This window comes from Bradyrhizobium sp. Tv2a-2 (genome assembly GCF_000472425.1).
GTDB lineage: Bacteria > Pseudomonadota > Alphaproteobacteria > Rhizobiales > Xanthobacteraceae > Bradyrhizobium.
The window spans coordinates 63,952-83,928 of the sequence record NZ_AXAI01000014.1; the positions used below are offsets into that span (position 1 = coordinate 63,952).

The window sequence follows — 19,977 nt, forward strand, 5'->3', positions numbered from 1 at the left end:
ATGCGCCTGAAGGATCGGACGGCAATCGTGGTCGGCGCCGGACAAAGCCCCGGCGAAGGCATGGGCAACGGCCGCGCCACCGCGCTCACATTTGCGCGCGAGGGCGCCAAGGTTCTCTGCGTCGATCACAACCTCGCCTCCGCCCAGGAAACCGTCGAGATGATCGCGGCGAAGGGCGGCACCGCCGCGCCCTTCAAGGCCGACGTCACCAAGACAGGCGAGCTCAAGGCGATGGCGGCGGATGCGGTCGCGCGCTGGGGCCGCATCGATATCCTGCACAACAATGTCGGCGTCAGCCTGTCCGGCGGCGATGCCGAACTGCTTCAGATCAGCGAAGAGGCATTCGACCGCTGCGTCGCGATCAATCTGCGGAGCTGCATTTTCGCGGCCAAGCATGTGATCCCGATCATGCGACAGCAGAGGAGCGGCGCCATCATCAACATCTCGTCGATGGCCGCGATCACGACCTACCCTTACGTCGCCTACAAGGCGACCAAGACCGCGATGATCGCCTTCACCGAGCAGCTCGCCTACCAGAACGCCGACTACGGCATCCGCGCCAATGTCATCCTCCCCGGCCTGATGGACACGCCAATGGCGGTCGATACCCGCGCCCGCGAATTCGGCAAGAGCCGCGCCGAGGTCGCCGCCGAGCGCGACAGCAAGGTGCCGCTACGGAAGAAAATGGGCACGGCCTGGGACGTCGCCAATGCCGCGCTGTTTCTGGCGTCCGACGAGGCCGATTTCATCACCGGTGTGACACTGCCGGTCGATGGCGGGGCCAGCGTGCGGCGGGGTTAGGACCGGCGCTAACGCTTATGTGATCGGCTCCCTCTGGGGGCCTTTTGCCTTGTTTTTCCTGCACTTTTTGGCGCCAGCCCGTCCATTACCCAAAGAGCGCGTGGCTGCAGCGGAATAGAAGACGCACCTATGCGTCACACCCTCGCAATCGCCCGCAGGAGAAGTTCGACATGAGCCGACAGTGCGTTCGAAACGTCGTGGTCGCGGCGCGGCACAGAATTCGTCTCCTCAAACCTGGCGTCGGTGCGGCCATGATCGGCCTGCGCTTTCTTTTTGCTTTGGCCATACCGCCACTTGCGTTCGCGCAAGAGCCGCACCCGCCTGCGATGACGGCCGAAGAGAGCGCCTTCATGAAGGAGAACGACGCGGCGATGACCAAGATGATGAACGACATGGCGGCCAAGCCGTCCGGTGACGTCGATCGCGATTTCGTGGCCATGATGACCCCGCATCACCAGGGCGCGATCGACATGGCGGTGATCGAGCTGCGCTACGGCAAGAACGAGCAGCTGCGCCGCATCGCGCAGGAGATCATTGTCGACCAGATGCAGGAGATCGCGACGATGAAGCTTGCAATCGGCGAGAAGGCCGACAGCACCACGCCCGCCCCGACCCAACCGGCGCCGGCGGCCCCAGCCGCAAGCGAACATCATCATGAGGGCATGCAGATGAACATGCCGATGGATATGAAGAAGTAGGAGCCACACATGACGATCTGGAAGAACGCCCTGCTTGCGGGCACCATGCTTGCGGCCGGCTTGCCTGCGTGGGCGGGCCAGGCGCCCGGCGCCTTGTCGGCAGCCGATATCCCCGTGAGCCATCACGACCGGGTCTATGCCGCCGAGCAATTCTCCAACACCGTTTCTGTGAGCGATCCCGTCGACAACAAGCTGCTCGGCGTGATCAGGCTTGGCGATCCGACGCCTGCCAATCTCAGCCCGCTCTACAAGGGCCAGGTGCTCGTCCACGGCATGGGCTATTCGCCCGATCATCACACGCTGGCCGTGGTCTCGATCGGGTCGAACTCCGTCACCTTCATCGATACCGCAACCAATGCGGTCAAGCACGTGACCTATGTCGGCCGTTCGCCGCACGAGGCATTCTATACGCAGAACGGCAAGGAGGTCTGGGTCACCGTGCGCGGCGAGAACTATATCGCGGTGCTTGATGCCAAAACATTCGAGGAGAAGACCCGCATCACCACGCCCGCCGGTCCCGGCATGCAGATCTTCTCTCCAGACGGCAAATACGGGTATGTCTGCTCCTCCTTCAATCCGGAGACCGATGTCGTCGAGGTCGACAATCACAAGATCGTCGCCAAGGTGAAGCAGGAAAGCCCGTTCTGTCCGAATATCGCGGCGACGCCGGACGGGAGCCAGGTGTGGTTCACGCTGAAGGACACCGGCAAGACGCAGGTCTTCAATGCCAAGCCGCCGTTCAACGCGATCAAGACGCTGGACACCGGGCCGATCACCAACCACGTCAACTTCGCGCACACGCCGAAAGGCACCTTCGCCTATGTCACCATCGGTGGCCTGAACCAGGTCAAGGTGTTCCGCACCGACGATTTCTCGCAGGTGGCGACCATTGCGGTCGGCGCGCTGCCGCACGGCGTGTGGCCATCGGGCGACGGCACGCGCATCTATGTCGGGCTGGAGAATGCGGATGCGCTGGCCGCCATTGACACCGCGACCAACACGGTGATCGGCAATATCCCGATCGGCCAGGCACCGCAGGCGATCGCCTACGTCCCGAACGCCGCGCCCAATCCGGACGATCGCCAGAATCTGCAGCCGCTCGGCCTCGCCGGCCAGGTCGCCCACCTTTCGCTCGCGGCCAAGGACGGTGCAAAGGACACTCAAGCCCCGACCAGCGTTTCGCTGTTCGACCAGGGCCTGATCCAGGTGCTGGAAGCCTCCGTCACAGGGCTTACGCCCAAGGAAAAATACGTGCTGGCGTTATCAGAGCATGCGGACGGAAGCGGACAGCTGCAGCCGCTGGCCGCCTTCATGGCCAATCCGGCGGGTTCGGCGATCGTGAATGCCGTCGGACAAATCCGGCAGCTTGTCGATTCATCGGCGAAGACGGAGCAGCGTTATCTCGTCATCGCCCCCGGCGACATGACGACGCAAGGCCCACCCGTTCAAGTCGAAACGCAATGAAGTCTGAGCGGGTCGAATGAAAGGCGAGCGGAGCACACCATGAAGGACATGCTGCACCAGGTCGAGCCGCTGATCCCTTCGCTCCGCCGCTATGCCCGTGCGCTGATGCGCGATCGTGCGAGCGCCGACGACCTGGTGCAGGATTGCCTCGAGCGCGCCGTCAGCCGCTGGTATCAGCGGCGCGACGGTGATGTCCGCGCCTGGCTGTTCACCATTCTGCACAACCTTGCGGTCAATCAATTCCGCCGCACGGCATCGCGCGGCCGCCATATCCCAATCGACGAGACCAACAAAGACAGTTTCGGCGAAGCGGCTTCACAAGAGCACAAGCTCATCTATCAGGACGTTCTCACCAGGCTCGCGCGGCTGCCCGAGGATCAGCGGGCCGTGCTGCTGCTTATTGCGGTCGAGGATCTTTCCTACGCGGAGGCTGCAAACGTGCTCGGCATCCCGGTCGGCACGGTGATGTCGCGGCTGTCGCGGGCGCGCGAAAGGTTGCAACAGGAGATCGAAGGCGCTGCGACGGCGCCGGCCAACGTGGTGCCAATGCGGAGCGTGAAATGAACCACCGGCCGATCACGGAAGATGATCTCCACGCCTATGTGGACCAGGCACTCGAGCCGGAGCGGCGCAGAGAGGTCGCCACCTATCTGGACGATCATCCCGACGTAGCGAAACGCATCGGTGCGTTCTCCGGCCAGCGCGATCTGTTGCGCACGGTGCTGGCGCCGATCGCCGAGGAGCCGCTTCCGGCGGCGCTCAACCTGGCACGCATCATCGAAAGCCGCAGGCAACGTCCGTTCCGCCTCGGCTGGGCGGTTGCGGCGATGCTTCTTTTGGGTATTGGCGGCGCGGGCGGCTGGATAATGCGCAGTGAAATTCAGGCGTCGCCGAATGGATTGGTCGCGCTCGCGCAAGAAGCGACCAGTTCCTACTCCGTCTATGCGCCGGACCACGAGCGGCCGGTCGAGATGCGCGCATCCGATACAGCCCAACTGGTGCAATGGGTCTCCAGCCGGCTGCATCACCCGGTCAAGGTGCCGAACCTGTCGCCTTCGGGCTATCGGCTGATGGGCGGGCGGCTGGTGGCGACCGCGCACGGCCCGGCGGCGATGTTCATGTTTGACGACGACCACGGCAGCCGCATTGTCGTGCTGACGCGTCCCATGAACGGCACGGATGAAAATGCCCCGATGACACCGCATGCGAAGGGCGATGTCGCGGGCTTTGCCTGGGCCGACGGCGGCATCGGCTACAGCCTGGTCGGCCAAGCCCCGCCGGACTCGCTGCGGCCGCTTGCGAACGAGGTGCGCAAGCAGGCCCGCACGATCTGAATGCCGAATTTTTCGGGCATGATCTTCTCGGAAAACCGCCGCACACTTTTCCGCATTATGCTCTATGCCGCCAAGGCAACGCGGCTGTGACGTGCGCCGTAGCAGAAATAGATCGCAAGGCCGATCAGGAGCCAGACGGCGAGCCGCACCCAGGTATCGATCGGAAGGCCGAACATCAGGAAGACCGAGGTCAACGCCCCCATCGGGGCCACGAACCAGATCGCCGGCGCCCTGAACGGGCGGTGCAGGCCCGGGTTGACGATGCGCAGCACCAGCGTGCCGATCGAGACCACCGTGAAGGCAAACAACGTCCCGATCGAGACGAGCTCTCCGACTAGCCCGATCGGCAACAACCCCGCCAGCACGGCGACCGCCGCGCCGGACACGATGGTCGAGACATATGGGGTGCGGAAGCGCGGATGGATTTTCGCCGCGACTGGCGGCAACAAGCCGTCATGGGCCATGGCGCGGAAGATGCGGGGCTGCGCCAGCAGCATCACCAGGATGACCGAGGTGAGCCCAAACACGATGCCGAGCTTGATCAGCGGCGACAGCCAGCCGACGCCTGCGGCATCTATGCCGATGGCGATCGGGTCCGGCACGTTCAACCGGTCGAACGGCACAATCCCGGTCAGCACGAAGCCGACCGCGACATAGAGGACGGTGCAGATCACGAGCGAGCCGAGAATGCCGATCGGCATGTCGCGGCTCGGCACCTTGGCCTCCTGGGCCGCGGTCGAGACTGCGTCAAAGCCGATATAGGCGAAGAACACCACCGCGGCGCCGCGGATCACGCCCGACCAGCCATAGACGCCCTCGCCCGCGTTCGGCGGAATGAAATGGCCTTGCGGATTGGCATGGGTGACCCAGTTGGCGCTCGAGACGTGCGGCGCGGCAAACAGGATGAAGAGGAAGATCACCACCAGCTTCACCGCCACGATGATGTTGTTGAAGCGCGCGGACTCCCTGATGCCGATCACCAGCAGCCAGGCGATGACGGCGACGATTGCGATCGCCGGCAGGTTGATGATGGCACCGGTCGAGGACCAGCTATGGCTGGTGGAATCATAGGCAAGCGGAGATGAGGCGAACTCGGGCGGGATGCTGATCCCGAGGTCGCGCACAAAACTGACGACGTAACCCGACCAGCCGATCGCGACCGCAATGGCGCCGACCGCATATTCCAGGATCAGGTCCCAGCCGATGATCCAGGCGACGAGTTCGCCGAGCGTTGCATAGGCGTAGGTATAGGCGCTGCCGCTGATCGGCACGGTCGAAGCCATTTCGGCATAGCAGAGGCCGGCAAAGGCGCAGGCGACTGCGCCGAACAGAAAGGACAGCGTGACCGCAGGGCCGGCATTGGCGGCGGCCGCATGTCCCGTCAGAACGAAAATCCCGGCGCCGACGATGCCGCCGATCCCGAGCGCAACAAGGTGCAGCGCCGACAGGGTCCGCCGCAGGGGCCTGACCTCGCCACCGGCCTCGCCATGCGCGGCCTCCGCCGCCAAGGCATCGGTCGATTTCCGTACCCAAATGTTTGCCAACCGGCATAACCTCCGAAGAGCCACCCCGACCTGCAAAAAGTGCCGGCGCGAGCTCCCTGCCGCAAGGTTACTAGTGGGTTATCCGCCAAATCGTTCCGTTGCCATCCTCGGAAATCAACAGCGCCCCGTCATGCGCCACGGCAACGCCGACCGGACGGCCCCAGACCTCGCTGTCATTGACGACAAAGCCGGTAACAAAATCCTCGTATTCGCCGGTCGGCAAACCATCCTTCATCCTGATACGGATGATCTTGTAGCCGGTGCGCTTCGACCTGTTCCACGAACCATGCTCCGCGGCAAAGGCATCACCGCGATAGTCCGCGGGAAAGTTGCTGCCCTCGTAGAACGCGAGCCCGAGCGAAGCCGAATGCGCCTCGATCAGCACGTCGGGGGGCGTGACCTTGTCCTTCAGGTCGGGCCGCTGCCGGGCATGATGCGGGTCCTCATGGCTACCGATGTAATACCAGGGCCAGCCGTAAGTGGCGCCCTCGCTCACGCGCGTGACGTAATCCGGTACGAGATCGTCGCCCAGCCCGTCGCGCTCGTTGGTAGAGCACCAGGCCACGCCTGTCGCCGGCTGGATGGCCAGCCCAACACAGTTGCGGATTCCAGTGGCGAACAGCTTCTTGTTCTTGCCCTGGGGATCGAACGCCAGCACGGCGGCGCGGTCGGTCTCCTCGCCCCAGATCGCGCCGAGCGGATGGCCGGCGATCCATTTCTCCAGCCCGCCGGGCGGATCGCCCATCCCCTCGGCATCATTGCTGGCCGAGCCGACCGAGACCAGCATGCGCGCATCATCGGGGGTGAAGACGATGTCGCGGGTCGAATGCCCGGTGCCGCGCGGCAGGCTCGGCACCACGATCTCGGATGCACCCGCCGCCTTGAGGTCTCCCGAATGATAGGGAAAGCGCACGACGCTGTCGGCGTTGGCGATATAGATCCAGCGCGGATCAGTGCCGTTGGGATAAAACGCAATGCCGAAGGGCCGGTTGAGACCGCTGGCAAAAACCACGTTTTCGACCGGCTGTGTGGCGCCGTCGGCGGCGCGCAGGACGCGGATGCGGTTCGCATGGGTTTCCGCGACAAAGATGTCGCCGTTCGGCGCGACGCGGATGATGCGCGGCCCGCTCAGGCCCGTCGCGAACGGACTGATAGTGAAGCCCGGCGGGACCTGCGGCGCTGCGCCGGCCGGCTTGGCGACGACGCGCGAAAAATTCGCCACCGAGTGCGTGGCGCCGGGAGCAGGCAGATCCTGCGGCCTGATCAGCCTGATGGTGCCGGGCTTGTCGACCTCCCAGCTGCCGAAGGCATCCTTGCCCGCGAGTCTGGCAGGTTCGGCCCAGGCTGTGGCGAGAACGATCGTCGACGTAAGGGACGCAAGCATCGCGATCACAAGTGAGGGCTTCGCCATGTCAGGGCCTTCTCCATCGGCATTTCAGCTTGGCTCGACCATAATATCAGCGCGGCGCAATAGTTCGGCGTGCGGCGATCAATTTGCCTCTGCTGATGCGTGAACAAGCTCCCGCGTTGTCGCAGCGACCGTCATTCCTGGACAGTGCGAAGAACCCGGCATCTCGAGATTCCGGGTTCAATGCTGACGCCCCCCGGAATGACGGAGGAAGATAGGGCGTCAATTGCCTCAAAGCTGGGCACGGCTTGCTTCTCGGAAATGCTGGAAAATCAAAACGATCGGTGCAACAGATGCAGTTGAATCGAAGGTTGAGCCGCCCGCGTGGGCATTATGGGGTGAGAGCCGCCATCATCGACGGAAGCGATAATGTGGGGATCGATTGTTTCGGAATGGCTGGGGCTGATCTTCCGCTGGCTGCACGTGGTGGCCGCGATCGGCTGGATCGGAAGCTCGTTTTATTTCATTCACCTCGACCTCAGCCTTAAACCTTCGGCCGACCTGCCCGAGGGCGTGCAAGGCGAGGCCTGGCAGGTGCATGGCGGCGGCTTCTACCGCATCGTGAAGTACCTGGTCGCGCCGGCGAAACTGCCGGACGACCTGACCTGGTTCAAATGGGAGGCCTACACCACCTGGCTGTCCGGCTTCGCGCTGATGGTCGTGGTCTACTATCTCGACGCCGAGCTGTTTCTGGTCGACAAGTCGGTTCTCGACCTGACGCCGCTGCAGGCGGGCCTGTTCAGCTTCGTGAGCCTGCTGGTTGCTTGGCTGCTCTATGAGGCCGCCTGCCGTTCCGGACTGGCGCAGCACGAGCTGCCGTTCGCAATCGGCGGCTATCTGTTCCTGGTCCTCTTGACCTATGCCTTCACCCATGTCCTGAGCGGCCGCGGCGCCTTCAACCAGATCGGCGCCTTGATCGGTACGATCATGGTCGCCAATGTGTTTTTGACCATCATCCCGAACCAGAAAAAGATCGTGGCGGCGCTGCTCAGGGGCGAGACGCCCGATCCCAGGCTCGGCAAGGCCGGCAAGGAGCGCAGCGTTCATAACAACTACCTGACGCTGCCGGTGCTGGTCCTGATGATCAGCAACCACTATCCGCTGTTGTTCGCCACCCGCCTCAACTGGCTGATCGTTGCGATCGTGCTGGCGCTTGGGCCCATCATCCGCCACTTCTTCAACGAGCGCCATGCCGGTCGCGCTTCGCCCTGGTGGGTCTGGGGCGTTGCCGCCCTGGGCATGATCGCGATCGGCTTGCTGTCCGCCGCCGGTCCCCGCGGCGGCCAGGCGGGTGCACTCTCGACCGCGCCGACCTATGCCGCTGCCGAGGAGATCATCCTGTCGCGTTGCAGCATGTGCCATGCCGCGGAGCCGGTCTGGGAAGGGATCACCACGGCGCCGAAAGGCATCCGGCTCGACGACGCCGAGCACATCCACCGCAATGCGCGGCTGATCGGCCGCAACGCCGCCTGGGCCAGCGCGATGCCGCCGGGCAATGTCACGGAGATGACCGCAGAGGAGCGCGCGGTGATCGCAGCCTGGGTCGAAACCGAAGTGCGCTAGACCAGAGCGTTTTCGAGCGAAGTGGACACCGGTTCGCGTGAAGAAAACGCGTCAAAACAAGAATCCAGAGCTTCGGTTCTGATTCAATCAGAACCGGAAATGCTCCTGGATGGTTTGAGCCGAAGCCGCCCGGTTACTTCTGGGCTTTTGGCGCCGGCTCGCTTGGTGCCTCTTGGGCGCTTCGTGTATCCCGCGCCATCTCGAGGCAAGTCAGGAACTCGGCATAGCTGGTGGCGCCGCCCATCGCGGCCTCCTGTCCGCATTGGCGCCGGTCGGTGGCATTAAAGGTCGACCATTCCTGCTCGAGCTGTTGTCGCCAGCGGTTTTCCTCCTCGATGCAGCTCTTGACCGCTTCCGCGTTGCTGACCTCGGCCCGGCACTCGTGCGCAACGTCCAGCTGCGGGATGTTTTCGGCTACAGGTGAAGCGTTCAGAGCAACCGCAATCACCATCGGAAGGTATATCGGCATAGTTGAACTCCTTGCAGCGGCGCCGGCGGCCAGGGTGGCCGCACGGCTCAAAGCCACGCCGGGTCGATCGGTTCCCAGCTATATCAGGCAGCTTTACGATAGCGCACCAAGCACACCCCTCGTCGCCTGGTCGATCTCCTCGACATAGCGACGGCGGGCATGGGATTCGGTCAGGAATCCGATCACTTTTCGACTGCTCTCCGATTCCAGCACGGCCAGCACCTCGGCCTCCGCATCGTCGAAGATTTTCATCGCGGTCTTGACGTTCATCTCCGGCAAGAGACTCACATCGGTGTAACGCGCGAGCTCGATCACCTGGATCTCATCGGCGATGGAGTCGAGCTCGCCGGAAAACAGCTCCGGCAGCAGCACCAGCCCCAGGTAATCGTCGGAATTGTTGACGACGATGACTGCCGGGCGCGATCCCAGCACGAATTCGCGCCGGACCGCGGCGATGGTGGTGGTGGCCGGAACCTTGCCGACGTCGGAGCGCATCATGCGCTCGACCGTGAGGTTGCGCAGCCAGCCGACATCGTTGGCACTGCGGATGGTCTCGCCGCGCAGGTGAAGCCGCCAGGTGGAGAAGGAATGGCCGAACATGAAGCGGACGAAGATGCTGGTGACGATGCAGGCGGCGAGCACGACCGCGGTCACATCGACGCTGCGGGTCATTTCCAGCACCAGGAACGACATGGTCAGCGGACCGCCGACGATCGCAACCCCAAGGGTCGCCATGCCTGTCAGCATGCTGGCCAGGGGATCGACCGCCAGACCCAATCCCGAAAGCGCGAGCACGGCCGCAAAGAACTTGCCCAGAAGGCTGCCGACGAACAGCGAGGCGAAGAAGAGACCGCCGCGGAAGCCCGACGCCAGCGAGATCAGGCAGGCGATCACCTTCAAGGCGATCACGAGCGCAATGAAGCTGATCGCCATGTCGCGGTGCAGGTCGAGCACCATGGCGCCGTGCCCGGCCGCCAGCACCTGCGGCGTGACGATCGCAAGCCCGCCGACGCAAAGGCCCCCGATGACGGGCCGGAGCCAGACCGGCACCCGCCGATTGGCAAAGACGCGCTCAAACACCACGGAGCTGCGCATCACCGCGATGCCGATCGCAGCCGCGATCAAAGCGAGCCCGATCAGCGCCAGATATTGCTCGAGCCCGACATTGTTGACATGGGGCACTTCCAGTGAATAGGGCGCGCCGCCGAGATATTGCGCGGTCAGGGCCCCGGCGAGCGAGGCCGCGAGAATGGGCGCGGCGCTGCCGACCGAATAGACCCCGACGATCAGCTCGCAGGCATAGAAAGCTCCCGTGATCGGGGCGCCGAAGGCAGCGGCGATCGCGGCCGCCGAGCCACAGCCAACGACGAGGCGAAGGTCGTTGCGCCTGAGGTTCAGGACCTGCCCGAGCAGCGACGCCGCGCCGGAGCCGATCTGGGTGTAACCGGCCTCCAGCCCCACCGAGGCGCCGGCACCGTTGGAGACCAGCGTCTGCGTGCTCACCACCATGCTGTCGCGCAGCGACAGCCGGCCGCCGCGCAGCGCATTGGCCTCGATCGGGTCGACTGCGCTCGCAATCTTCCAGCGCCGGCGCAGCCATTCCATGACACCGAGCAAGAGCCCGCCGCTGGCCGGCGCGATCAGCGCCGTCAGCGGATTGACAAAGGCGTTGGCGCTCAGGCGCACGTCGATTGGAATGCCATAGATCAGGACATGCGCGATCTGCGCGATCTGACTCATCAAGGTCACGATTGCGCCGGCGACGACGCCGACCACGAGCGCCAGCGGGATCAGATAGAACTCGTTGCTGCGCAGCAGCGCGCGCAGCCGCGTCAGCATCCGGTTCGAGCTCTTCCGATCCATGATCTGGGCGATCTGTGAGAGCACCGAGTGGGGTCCTGTTCTTGCCGATTCTTGCCGATACTTGCCAAGTCTGACTGCGCGTGTGCGCGGTCGCCATAATCCGCCCGGCGCGTGCGGTCGCCTCGCTCGGCAGGGCTGATGTCAGCAGATAATGGTGCAACGCCGCGCGGGTCAAGCCGCATCGGACCTTGAGGAATTCAAATCCTGAAACGTTACAGCGGCGGGCAGATCGGCCGCGGATTTCGCCCGCAAAATTAACGGCTGTTCAGCCTGTCAAGCCTTCGGATTGCCCTCCGCCTCAAGCCTGCGGCTATAGCGCGACATGGCAAAGCAGAAGGCGAAATAGATGACCGCCACGAAGGCATAAACCTCGACGCTGAACGACTGCCAGGCCGGATCGATGATCGCGGTCTTGGCAGTGGTGAGGAGGTCGAAAATGCCGATGATCAGAACCAGGCTCGTATCCTTGAAGAAGGCTATGAAGGTGTTGACCAGGGGCGGGATCACATGCCGGATCGCCTGGGGCAGGATGATGAGCCGCTGCTTTCGCCAATAAGAGAGGCCGAGCGCATCCGCAGCCTCGTGCTGGCCGCGCGGCACCGCCTGCAGGCCGCCGCGGATGACCTCGGCAAGATAGGCCCCAGCATAGAGCACGATCGCGATCTGCGCCCGTAACAGCTTGTCGATGTTGACGCCGTCGGGCATGAACAGCGGAAACATCACGCTGGCCATGAACAGCAGGCTGATCAGCGGAACGCCGCGGATCAGTTCGACATAGAGCACGCAAAGCGAGCGGATGGCAGGCAGCTTCGAACGCCGGCCGAGCGCGACGAGGATGCCGAGCGGAAAGCCGAAAGCCAGGCCAAAGGTCGCAAGTATCAAGGTCACCGGCAGCCCGCCCCAGCGGTCCTGCACGACGAACGGCATTCCGAATACGCCGCCCCACATCAGTACGGCGATCAGGACCAGTGCTATCGCCCACAGATAGACCAGCTTGCGCCCCCAGAGGCTGCGCCGGGTCGAGAGAAAAAACAGCGCGATGAAGATCAGCGTTGCCACCGCCGGCCGCCATTGCTGGTCGAACGGATAGGTGCCGAACAGGATGAAGCGGTATTTTTCGGGGATGACGGCCCAGCAGGCTCCAACCCCGCGCACGGCGCGGCAGGCGCTGGTATCGTTGCCGGGAACGGTGAACACGGCATCCCGGAGGCCCCATTGCGCAAGGCCTGCCAGCATTTTCGCCAGCAATGCGATCAGGAGCAGCGTGATCAGGCAGGAGGAGATCGACGAGAACAAATTGGCGCGTAGCCAGCGCAATGCGCGGCGCGCGGCGCTTGACGCCGGCTGCATTTGGCTCAGCGAATGCGGGTTTTGAACATCGGCGGCCGAGCTCATGATGCTAGCGCTCCACCAGCGCAATGCGCGCATTGTACCAGTTCATGAACAGGCTGATGCCGAGGCTGATGGTGAGGAACACCGCCATGATCAGCGCAATCGCCTCGATCGCCTGCCCGGTCTGGTTCAGCGTCGTGTTCGCGATCGAGACGACGTCCTGGTAGCCGATCGCAACCGCAAGCGAGGAGTTCTTGGTCAGGTTGAGATATTGGCTGGTCATCGGCGGGATGACGACGCGCAGCGCCTGCGGCAGGATGATCTGCTTCAGGACGAAGCTGCGGCGCAGCCCCAGCGCGAGCGCCGCATCCCATTGTCCTTTTGGGACCGCCTGGATGCCGCTGCGGACGATCTCGGCAATGAAGGCGGACGTGTAGGTCACGAGCGCGATCAGGAGCGCGAAATATTCGGGCGCAAGCGCCAGGCCGCCGACAAAGTTGAAGCCGCGCAGCTCGGGCATGGTGACGGTCCAGGATACGCCGAGTACCCACGACAGGGCCGCCGGCAGCGCAACGATGAGCAGCAGACCATAGGGCCAGGCGCGTCGCGGCCTGCCGTCCAGCATCTGCCGCGCGACCAAGTGTCGGCGGATCAGATAGAACACGACCGCCCCAAGCGCGGCCGCAGCGAGCACCCGGAGCTGGCCCTCGCCGAGCGGTATCGCAGGCAAGATCAGGCCGCGATTGGAGAGATAGACGCCTTCGATCGGGCGATAGGCCATGCGCGCAGCCGGAAGCCCCTGCATCAGCACGTACCAGAACAACAGCTGCAGCAGCAGCGGCACGTCGCGCAGCACCTCGACATAGACGGCCGCGAGCCGCGACAACAGCCAGTTGGCCGACAATCGCGCAATGCCGATCATCGTTCCCACTGCCGTCGCGAGCACGATGCCGATCACAGCGACGCGCAGCGTGTTGACGATGCCGACCAGGAAGGCGCGGAGATAGGTGTCCTTGGGGCTGTAAGGCAACCAGGTGTCGGCGATCGGCATGCCCGCCTCGCGGCCGAGGAAGGCAAAGCCCGTCGAGATGCGGCGGACCGAGAGATTATGGACGGCGTTGGACCAGAGCCAGGCAACGATTGCGACCGCGATCGCAACCACCACGATCTGCCAGATGAGGCCGCTCAACGCCGGCCCTTGCAGCGGCGCGCGCCAGCGCTTGCGTGATCGGGAGCTGGGGGATGCGATCGTCACAGCACAGGAGCCCCTCGATAGCGGAAGCGGCGGTTTCCGGGTGACCGCGCCTGCGGGCGCGCTTCATATGTTGCACCAACTTCCAAGATATGCAACAAATGTTTCATGGCCGCCGCCGAACCCGCAAGCTCGCAGACGACGAGAGCTTCGCCCTTGAGCGAGCTCTGCAGCGCACTGCCGTTCCTGCCGACACGGCTTCAGCAAGTTGGCCGCTTCGTCGCCGCCAATGACTATGACGCCACCACCCGCTCGATGCGCGACCTCGCGGCCGAAGCCGGCGCCGATCCCGCCGCCTTCACCCGGCTTGCCAAGGCCCTGGGCTATTCCGGCTGGGAGGAGTTACGCGCGGCGCTGACCGAGGCGCGGCGGCCGTCGCAAGCCTCGCCTTTCTCCGGCCGCGCCAGGGGACGCCGCCACGGCCCCGATTCCGATGTGGCGCTGATTGCCGAGAAGCTCGAGGCCGAGGCCGCGGGGTTCACGCGCATCTCGGCATCATCGATCGCAGGCGCGGCGAAAGCTCTGCACGGCGCGCGGCGCATCTGGATCGCCGGCTTTCGCAGCTGCCGCAGCGTCGCGGAGCTGCTTAACTATGAGTTGCGGCTGTTCCGGCCCGACGAGGTGCAACTGGTCGGCGGCTCCGGCCCTGAAGATCTCGACCTCGGCGCGTTTCGCGCCGGCGAGGCGGTCGTGGTGGTCGGCTTTGCACCCTATTCCCGCGCGAGCGTGCTGTCCGCCCGTGCGGCGCATCGCGCGCGGGCGAAGCTCATTGCGATAGCGGACTCGGCTTCGGCGCCGATGGCGGAAGGCGCGGACCAGGTGCTGCTGTACGAGGCGGCGGCATCGCCCGGCTTCTTTCCGAGCCTGACGGGCGCGATCGCGATTGCGCAATCGCTCGCCGCCGTCACGTTCTCGCTCGGCGGCGCTGCCGCCAGAAGGCGGCTTCAGGACACCGAGGCGCGGCTCGCCGCGGCCTCTCAATACGTTGCGGAGAAAGGTTGAAACCATGACCGCTCGCAAGACCCGCGTGCTGCATCGAAGCCTGCGTGAGACGCCGCCGCTCGCCATCGGCGGCGATGGCGTCTGGCTGATCGCCGAAGACGGCCGCCGCGTGCTCGATGCGTCCGGCGGCGCGGCGGTGTCGTGTCTCGGGCACCAGCATCCGCGCGTGCTGGAGGCGATGAAAAAGCAGGCCTCGGAGCTCGCTTATGCGCACACCGCCTTCTTCTCTTCGGAGCCTGCGGAAGCGCTCGCCGATCGCCTCGTCGGCCACGAGCCGGGCGGACTCGCCTATGCCTATTTCATCAGCGGCGGATCGGAGGCGATCGAGGCCGCCATCAAGCTGGCGCGGCAGTATTTCGTCGAACGCGGCGAGCGGCAGCGCACCCATTTCATCGCGCGCCGGCAGAGCTATCACGGCAACACGCTGGGCGCGCTCGCCGCCGGCGGCAATGCCTGGCGGCGCGAGCCCTATGCACCGCTGCTGTCCTCCGCATTCAGCCATGTGACGCCGGCCTTTGCCTATCACGAGAAGCGCGACCACGAGACCGATGCCGATTTCGTCGCGCGTCTTGCGGACGAGCTCGAGACCGAGTTCCTTAAGCTCGGTCCGCACTCGGTCGCCGCTTTCATCGCCGAGCCCGTGGTCGGCGCCACCGCCGGATGCGTGCCAGCGCCGGAAGGCTATTTCCGCAAGGTGCGCGAGATCTGCGATCGCCATGGCGCGCTGTTGATCCTCGACGAGGTCATGTGCGGCATGGGTCGCACCGGCACGCTCAATGCCTGGGAACAGGAAGGCATCGCACCCGACATCCAGGCCATCGCCAAAGGACTTGGCGGCGGTTACCAGCCGATCGGCGCCATGCTCGCGCGCGGCGAGATCGTCGAGACCATTCGCACCGGCTCCGGCGCGTTCCAGCACGGGCACACCTATCTCGCCCATCCGCTCGCCTGCGCCGCCGCGCTCGAGGTTCAGAACATCATCCGCGACGACAATTTGCTCGACCAAGTCAAGACACGCGGACGCCAGCTTGAGCAGCGCCTCACCGAGCGCTTCGGCAATCACCGCCATGTCGGAGATATCCGCGGCCGCGGCCTGTTTCAGGCCATCGAGCTGGTGGCCGATCGCGCCACCAAGCGTCCGTTCGATCCTTCGCTCAGGCTGAACCAGAAGATCAAGGCAGCGGCCTTTGCCAACGGTCTCGCCTGCTATCCCGCCGGCGGAACGGTCGACGGCCGCAGCGGCGACCACGTGCTGCTGGCGCCGCCCTATATCGCGACGCCCGACAATATCGACATGATCGTGGAAAGACTCGGCGCCGCCGTCGACGGCGCGTTGAAATCAATTAATCACTGAGGGGAGACTCCAGGCATGAAAAGGACGGTGATTACCGCTGCGGGCTTGTTCGCGGCATTGACTTTCACTGGGATTTGCACGGCATCCGCCGCGACGCTGGACTCCGTGAAACAGCGGGGCACGCTGGTCTGCGGCGTCTCGACCGGCTTTGCCGGCTTCTCGGCGCCGGACTCGCAAGGCAACTTCAAGGGCCTCGACGTAGATTATTGTCGCGCGCTCGCCGCCGGCGTGCTTGGCGATCCGAACAAGGTGCGCTATGTCGCGCTCACCGCGCAGAACCGCTTCACCGCGTTGCAGTCGGGCGAGATCGACGTGCTCTACCGCAACTCGACCGAGACCTTTCTACGCGGCACCACGTTGGGCCTGCGGCAAGGGCCGATCAATTTCTACGACGGCCAGGGTTTTGTGGTGCGCAAGGATGCCGGCGTGAAGGACCTGAAAGGCCTCAATGGCGCAACCGTCTGCGTCGCGCAGGGCACGACGCATGAGGTGACGCTCGGCGATTATGGCCGCGCCAACAATATCGACTGGAAGCCGCTGGTGTTCGATCGGGTCGACACCATGTACCAGACTTTCTTCGGCGGCCGCTGCGATGCCATGACCCAGGATGCCTCGGCGCTGGCCGGCGCGGTCGCGACCGCGGCGCCCAATGCGGCCGACTATGTCGTGCTGCCAATCACCATCAGCAAGGAGCCGCTGGGGCCGTTCACGCGCAATGGCGACGAGGTTTGGAGCGATATCATCACCTGGCTGCACTATGGCCTGATCGAGGCCGAAGAGCTCGGCGTAACCCAGGCGAATACAGATGAGATGGCGAAGTCCCCGACTCCCGCGGTACAGCGGCTGCTCGGCGCCTCCGGCGATCTCGGCGCACGGCTCGGCCTCGACAACAAATGGCTGTTGCAGGCGATCAAGGCCGGCGGCAATTACGGCGAGATCTTCGAGCGCAACGTCGGCCAGGCGAGCCCCCTGAAGCTCGAGCGCGGCCTCAACGCGCTCTGGACCAAGGGCGGCCTGATGTACGCGGTACCCTTCAAGTAACAACAGCGGGCGGTGCGCATCCCCGGCCACCGCTTCGCTCCGAGACCGACGACATGCGCATTGCCCTGATCCACGCCCTGAAACATTCGCCGGCACCGATCGCCGCCTCCTTCGCTGCGCTCTGGCCGGAGCCTGCGCTGATGAATCTGCTCGACGACAGCCTCTCCGCCGATCTCGCGCGCGACGGCCGGCTGACCGATGCGATGACCGAGCGCTTCCTCGCCCTCGGCCGCTATGCCGCCGGGACCGGCGCTGACGGCATTCTCTTCACCTGCTCGGCCTTCGGCCCCTGCATTGAGGCGGTGGCGCGCGCGCATGCGCCGATGCCGGTGCTCAAGCCCAATGAAGCCATGATCGAACAGGCGGTGGCGCGCGGCCGCCGCATCGGCCTGCTCTCGACCTTCGGGCCAACGCTTGCCTCGATGCCGCGCGAGTTTCCATCGTCGGTCGAGATCGTGCCAAAACTCGCCGGGGGCGCGCTGTCCGCACTCGACCGCGGCGACCGCACGACACATGACCGGCTGGTCGCGGAAGCGTCAAAGGACCTCTGCGACTGCGACGTCATCGCGCTCGCGCAGTACAGCATGGCGCCGGCGGCAACACTGGTCGCAGAAGCCACGGGAAAGCCGGTGCTGACGACTCCGGACAGCGCGGTGGAAAAGTTGAAGCGACTGCTCGCCGGCTAGAGAGTTTTCGAGCGAAGTGGGAACCGGTTCGCGTGAAGAAAACGACTCAAAACAAGAATCTAGAGCTCCGGTTCTGATTCAATCAGAACCGGAAATGCCCGAGCGCGGCTTGCCGCATCCCTGCAAGAACAACTTCGCGCAGGCCGCGACGCGCTGCTCGAGCTGCTCGCGGGCCGGCGCGGGCGCGTGGCCGAACATCACGGCGCGCTGCGGCTGCATCGCGAGCATGCCGAGCAACATGCCGGCGGCAGCATCGGCATCGTCGACCGCCAGGAGCCCGCGCTTGTGCTGCGTGCGCAGCCATGACGCCAGCGTGTGCTGGGTCGGCGTGATCGCCTTGTAAAAGAAGGTCTCGGCGATATCGGGAAACTTGTCGCTGTCGGACAAGATCATCCGCTGCAAGGCGATCACGTCGGGGGCGAGGATCAGTTCGCCGCAGACCATGAGCGCGTCGCGCAGCGCGGCCTCGATGTCCCTGCCCTCGCAGGCGCGCAGGCGCACCACCGAGGCGAAGCGGTCGATCCGCTCCGTGATCATCGCCTCGAACAGCGCGGCCTTGTTCGGGACCAGGCGATAAAGCGTCTTGGTGGAGATACCGGCGGCGCGCGCCACGCTCTCCATATTCGTCGCAGCATAGCCGCTCGCCGCGAACTCGCGCCGCGCAGTGTCAAAGATGATGGCGCGCGTCTCCTCGTCGGAGCGCGCCTGCGGCCGCCCGCGGCCACGCCGCTCTCCTCCGGCCGCGTCCTCGGGGTGTGCTTTGGTCTTGCTGATCGTCATAACGAGCCATGCTTTTAGATGATGACTGTCATTCTATTGACAGTCCAAATATGCGGTCTATTTTGGAAAACGTCAAGTTTCCTAATTCGATTGCCGCCAGAAAAATCAAAATTCCGCTTTTCCGGCAATGAGTTGAGCCAAAAGAGGACCGCCCATGAGCCGCCATTCAACGTCTTTCGAGGCCGAGCAGAAGGTTCCGGCCGAGATTATCCAGAAGCTGGTGACTGACGCGCCTGCCGCAAGTGAGGCTGCGACGGTTGCGCCGAAGGTTTCAAAAAGGGACCGAATCCGGCGGCTGTTGATGGCAGGAGCCGCCGTCGCCGTGCTTGCCGGAGCATCCTGGTACGGCTGGGAGTACTGGACCGTCGGCCGCTTCCAGGTCTCCACCGATGACGCGTATGTGAAGGCCGACAACACCACCATTGCGCCGAAAGTCTCCGGCTATCTCCATGAAGTGCTGGTCGGCGATAACGAACAGGTGAAGGCCGGCCAGGTACTGGCGCGGATCGACGATCGGGATTACGCGGTCGCGCTCGAGCAGGCTCGGGCCGACGTCGCCGCGGCCGAGGCCGCGGTTACCAGCAAGCGCGCCCAGCTCGACGTGCAACAGTCGGTAATCGACGCCGCCAGGGCGACACTCGACGTCGATACCGCCTCGGCCACCTTCACCAAGCAGGAAAACAAGCGCTACACCGACCTTGCCGCCACCGGCTATGGTAGTGTGCAGAACGCGCAGGCCGCGCAATCGCGCGATGCCGGCGCGCTCGCCGCGATCGCGCGCGACAAGGCGAACATCGCCTCAGCCACCAGTCAAGTCGAACTGCTGAAGGCCGAGATCAACCAGACGATCGCTGCGGTGGCGCGGTCCAAGGCGCTGCAGCAGCAGGCTGAGCTCAACCTCTCCTATACGACCATCGTCGCGCCGATCGACGGCGTGGTCGGCAACCGCACGCTGCGCGCCGGCCAATATGTGCAGGCCGGCACGCAATTGATGTCGCTGGTGCCGGCGAGCGGCGCCTATGTGATCGCGAACTACAAGGAGACGCAGCTCACCGACGTGCAGGCCGGCCAGGCCGTCGACATCGAGGTCGACATGTTCCCTGGCAAGGTCGTGCACGGCCATGTCGATAGCCTCGCTCCCGCAAGCGGCCAGGAATTCGCGCTGCTGCCGCCGGACAACGCCACCGGCAATTTCACCAAGGTGGTGCAGCGCATTCCCGTCAAGATCGCGCTGGATGCGTCCAGTGCGGAGCTTCGTCCGGGCATGTCGGTGATCCCGACCATCCAGACGCAGAAGCAGCAGCCGGCTTCGGCAAGCGCGCCACATCACGTCGCGCAAACCAGCGTCGCGCTGCTCGCTTCCAAGAAGTGACCTGAAAATCAGAA

18 protein-coding genes are annotated in these 19,977 nt (G+C 64.5%); 11 read left to right on the forward strand and 7 right to left on the reverse strand.

Annotated features, from left to right (window positions below; all coding sequences use genetic code 11):
• From A3AI_RS0126965 to A3AI_RS0126985, 5 genes are all read left to right on the forward strand, one after another.
• Window positions 1-801 carry an SDR family NAD(P)-dependent oxidoreductase gene (locus tag A3AI_RS0126965; RefSeq protein ID WP_024518577.1) on the forward strand — a complete coding sequence of 267 codons (801 nt, stop codon included), beginning with the start codon at window positions 1-3 and terminating at the stop codon, window positions 799-801.
• A gap of 251 nt (window positions 802-1,052) precedes the next feature.
• Entirely contained in the window at window positions 1,053-1,499 is a 447-nt protein-coding gene (locus A3AI_RS0126970; RefSeq protein WP_024518578.1) for a DUF305 domain-containing protein, read from the forward strand.
• Window positions 1,500-1,508: 9 nt separating this feature from the next.
• Window positions 1,509-2,963: a YncE family protein gene (locus tag A3AI_RS0126975; RefSeq protein ID WP_024518579.1), complete on the forward strand. Its 1,455-nt coding sequence runs from the start codon at window positions 1,509-1,511 to the stop codon at window positions 2,961-2,963.
• 39 nt (window positions 2,964-3,002) lie between these two features.
• Window positions 3,003-3,527, forward strand: a complete 525-nt coding sequence (locus A3AI_RS0126980) for a sigma-70 family RNA polymerase sigma factor (protein WP_024518580.1) — start codon at window positions 3,003-3,005, stop codon at window positions 3,525-3,527.
• Window positions 3,524-4,297, forward strand: a complete 774-nt coding sequence (locus A3AI_RS0126985) for an anti-sigma factor family protein (RefSeq protein WP_024518581.1) — start codon at window positions 3,524-3,526, stop codon at window positions 4,295-4,297. Before A3AI_RS0126980 ends, A3AI_RS0126985 begins: the two co-directional genes overlap by 4 nt.
• A 62-nt stretch (window positions 4,298-4,359) precedes the next feature.
• On the opposite strand, the gene A3AI_RS0126995 is transcribed toward A3AI_RS0126985, so the two are convergent.
• The gene (locus A3AI_RS0126995; RefSeq protein ID WP_024518582.1) at window positions 4,360-5,841 is read right to left on the reverse strand and encodes an amino acid permease; all 1,482 of its coding nucleotides are present in this window, start codon (window positions 5,839-5,841) and stop codon (window positions 4,360-4,362) included.
• 70 nt (window positions 5,842-5,911) lie between these two features.
• A complete protein-coding gene (locus A3AI_RS0127000; RefSeq protein WP_024518583.1) occupies window positions 5,912-7,252 on the reverse strand; it encodes a PQQ-dependent sugar dehydrogenase in 1,341 nt (446 codons plus the stop codon).
• A 366-nt stretch (window positions 7,253-7,618) separates the two neighbouring features.
• On the opposite strand from A3AI_RS0127000, the gene A3AI_RS0127005 reads away from it, so the two are divergent.
• Window positions 7,619-8,812, forward strand: a complete 1,194-nt coding sequence (locus A3AI_RS0127005; protein ID WP_024518584.1) for a urate hydroxylase PuuD — start codon at window positions 7,619-7,621, stop codon at window positions 8,810-8,812.
• A 133-nt stretch (window positions 8,813-8,945) separates the two neighbouring features.
• On the opposite strand, the gene A3AI_RS0127010 is transcribed toward A3AI_RS0127005, so the two are convergent.
• The 4 genes from A3AI_RS0127010 to A3AI_RS0127025 all read right to left on the reverse strand — a co-directional run bounded on the left by A3AI_RS0127010 (window position 8,946) and on the right by A3AI_RS0127025 (window position 13,665).
• Window positions 8,946-9,263, reverse strand: a complete 318-nt coding sequence (locus A3AI_RS0127010; RefSeq protein ID WP_156927960.1) for a hypothetical protein — start codon at window positions 9,261-9,263, stop codon at window positions 8,946-8,948.
• Between the two features lie 111 nt (window positions 9,264-9,374).
• Complete coding sequence (locus A3AI_RS0127015; RefSeq protein WP_156927975.1) at window positions 9,375-11,144, reverse strand: chloride channel protein; 1,770 nt, start codon at window positions 11,142-11,144, stop codon at window positions 9,375-9,377.
• Window positions 11,145-11,417: 273 nt separating this feature from the next.
• Window positions 11,418-12,494, reverse strand: a complete 1,077-nt coding sequence (locus A3AI_RS0127020) for an amino acid ABC transporter permease (protein WP_502685769.1) — start codon at window positions 12,492-12,494, stop codon at window positions 11,418-11,420.
• 49 nt (window positions 12,495-12,543) lie between these two features.
• On the reverse strand, window positions 12,544-13,665 hold the full coding sequence (locus A3AI_RS0127025) for an amino acid ABC transporter permease (RefSeq protein ID WP_198030215.1): 1,122 nt from the start codon (window positions 13,663-13,665) through the stop codon (window positions 12,544-12,546).
• A gap of 171 nt (window positions 13,666-13,836) precedes the next feature.
• On the opposite strand from A3AI_RS0127025, the gene A3AI_RS0127030 reads away from it, so the two are divergent.
• Genes A3AI_RS0127030 through A3AI_RS0127045 form a run of 4 tightly spaced genes read left to right on the forward strand, consistent with a single transcriptional unit; the run spans window position 13,837 to window position 17,811 of the window.
• Window positions 13,837-14,730 carry a MurR/RpiR family transcriptional regulator gene (locus A3AI_RS0127030; protein WP_024518589.1) on the forward strand — a complete coding sequence of 298 codons (894 nt, stop codon included), beginning with the start codon at window positions 13,837-13,839 and terminating at the stop codon, window positions 14,728-14,730.
• Between the two features lie 4 nt (window positions 14,731-14,734).
• Window positions 14,735-16,084, forward strand: a complete 1,350-nt coding sequence (locus A3AI_RS0127035) for an aspartate aminotransferase family protein (RefSeq protein WP_024518590.1) — start codon at window positions 14,735-14,737, stop codon at window positions 16,082-16,084.
• Window positions 16,085-16,099: 15 nt separating this feature from the next.
• Window positions 16,100-17,125, forward strand: coding sequence for an amino acid ABC transporter substrate-binding protein (locus A3AI_RS0127040; protein WP_024518591.1), 1,026 nt, complete (start codon window positions 16,100-16,102; stop codon window positions 17,123-17,125).
• Window positions 17,126-17,178: 53 nt separating this feature from the next.
• Complete coding sequence (locus tag A3AI_RS0127045; protein WP_024518592.1) at window positions 17,179-17,811, forward strand: aspartate/glutamate racemase family protein; 633 nt, start codon at window positions 17,179-17,181, stop codon at window positions 17,809-17,811.
• A gap of 78 nt (window positions 17,812-17,889) precedes the next feature.
• On the opposite strand, the gene A3AI_RS0127050 is transcribed toward A3AI_RS0127045, so the two are convergent.
• Entirely contained in the window at window positions 17,890-18,591 is a 702-nt protein-coding gene (locus A3AI_RS0127050; RefSeq protein WP_024518593.1) for a TetR/AcrR family transcriptional regulator, read from the reverse strand.
• 154 nt (window positions 18,592-18,745) lie between these two features.
• On the opposite strand from A3AI_RS0127050, the gene A3AI_RS0127055 reads away from it, so the two are divergent.
• A complete protein-coding gene (locus A3AI_RS0127055) occupies window positions 18,746-19,963 on the forward strand; it encodes an HlyD family secretion protein (RefSeq protein ID WP_024518594.1) in 1,218 nt (405 codons plus the stop codon).
• Window positions 19,964-19,977: the final 14 nt, after the last annotated feature.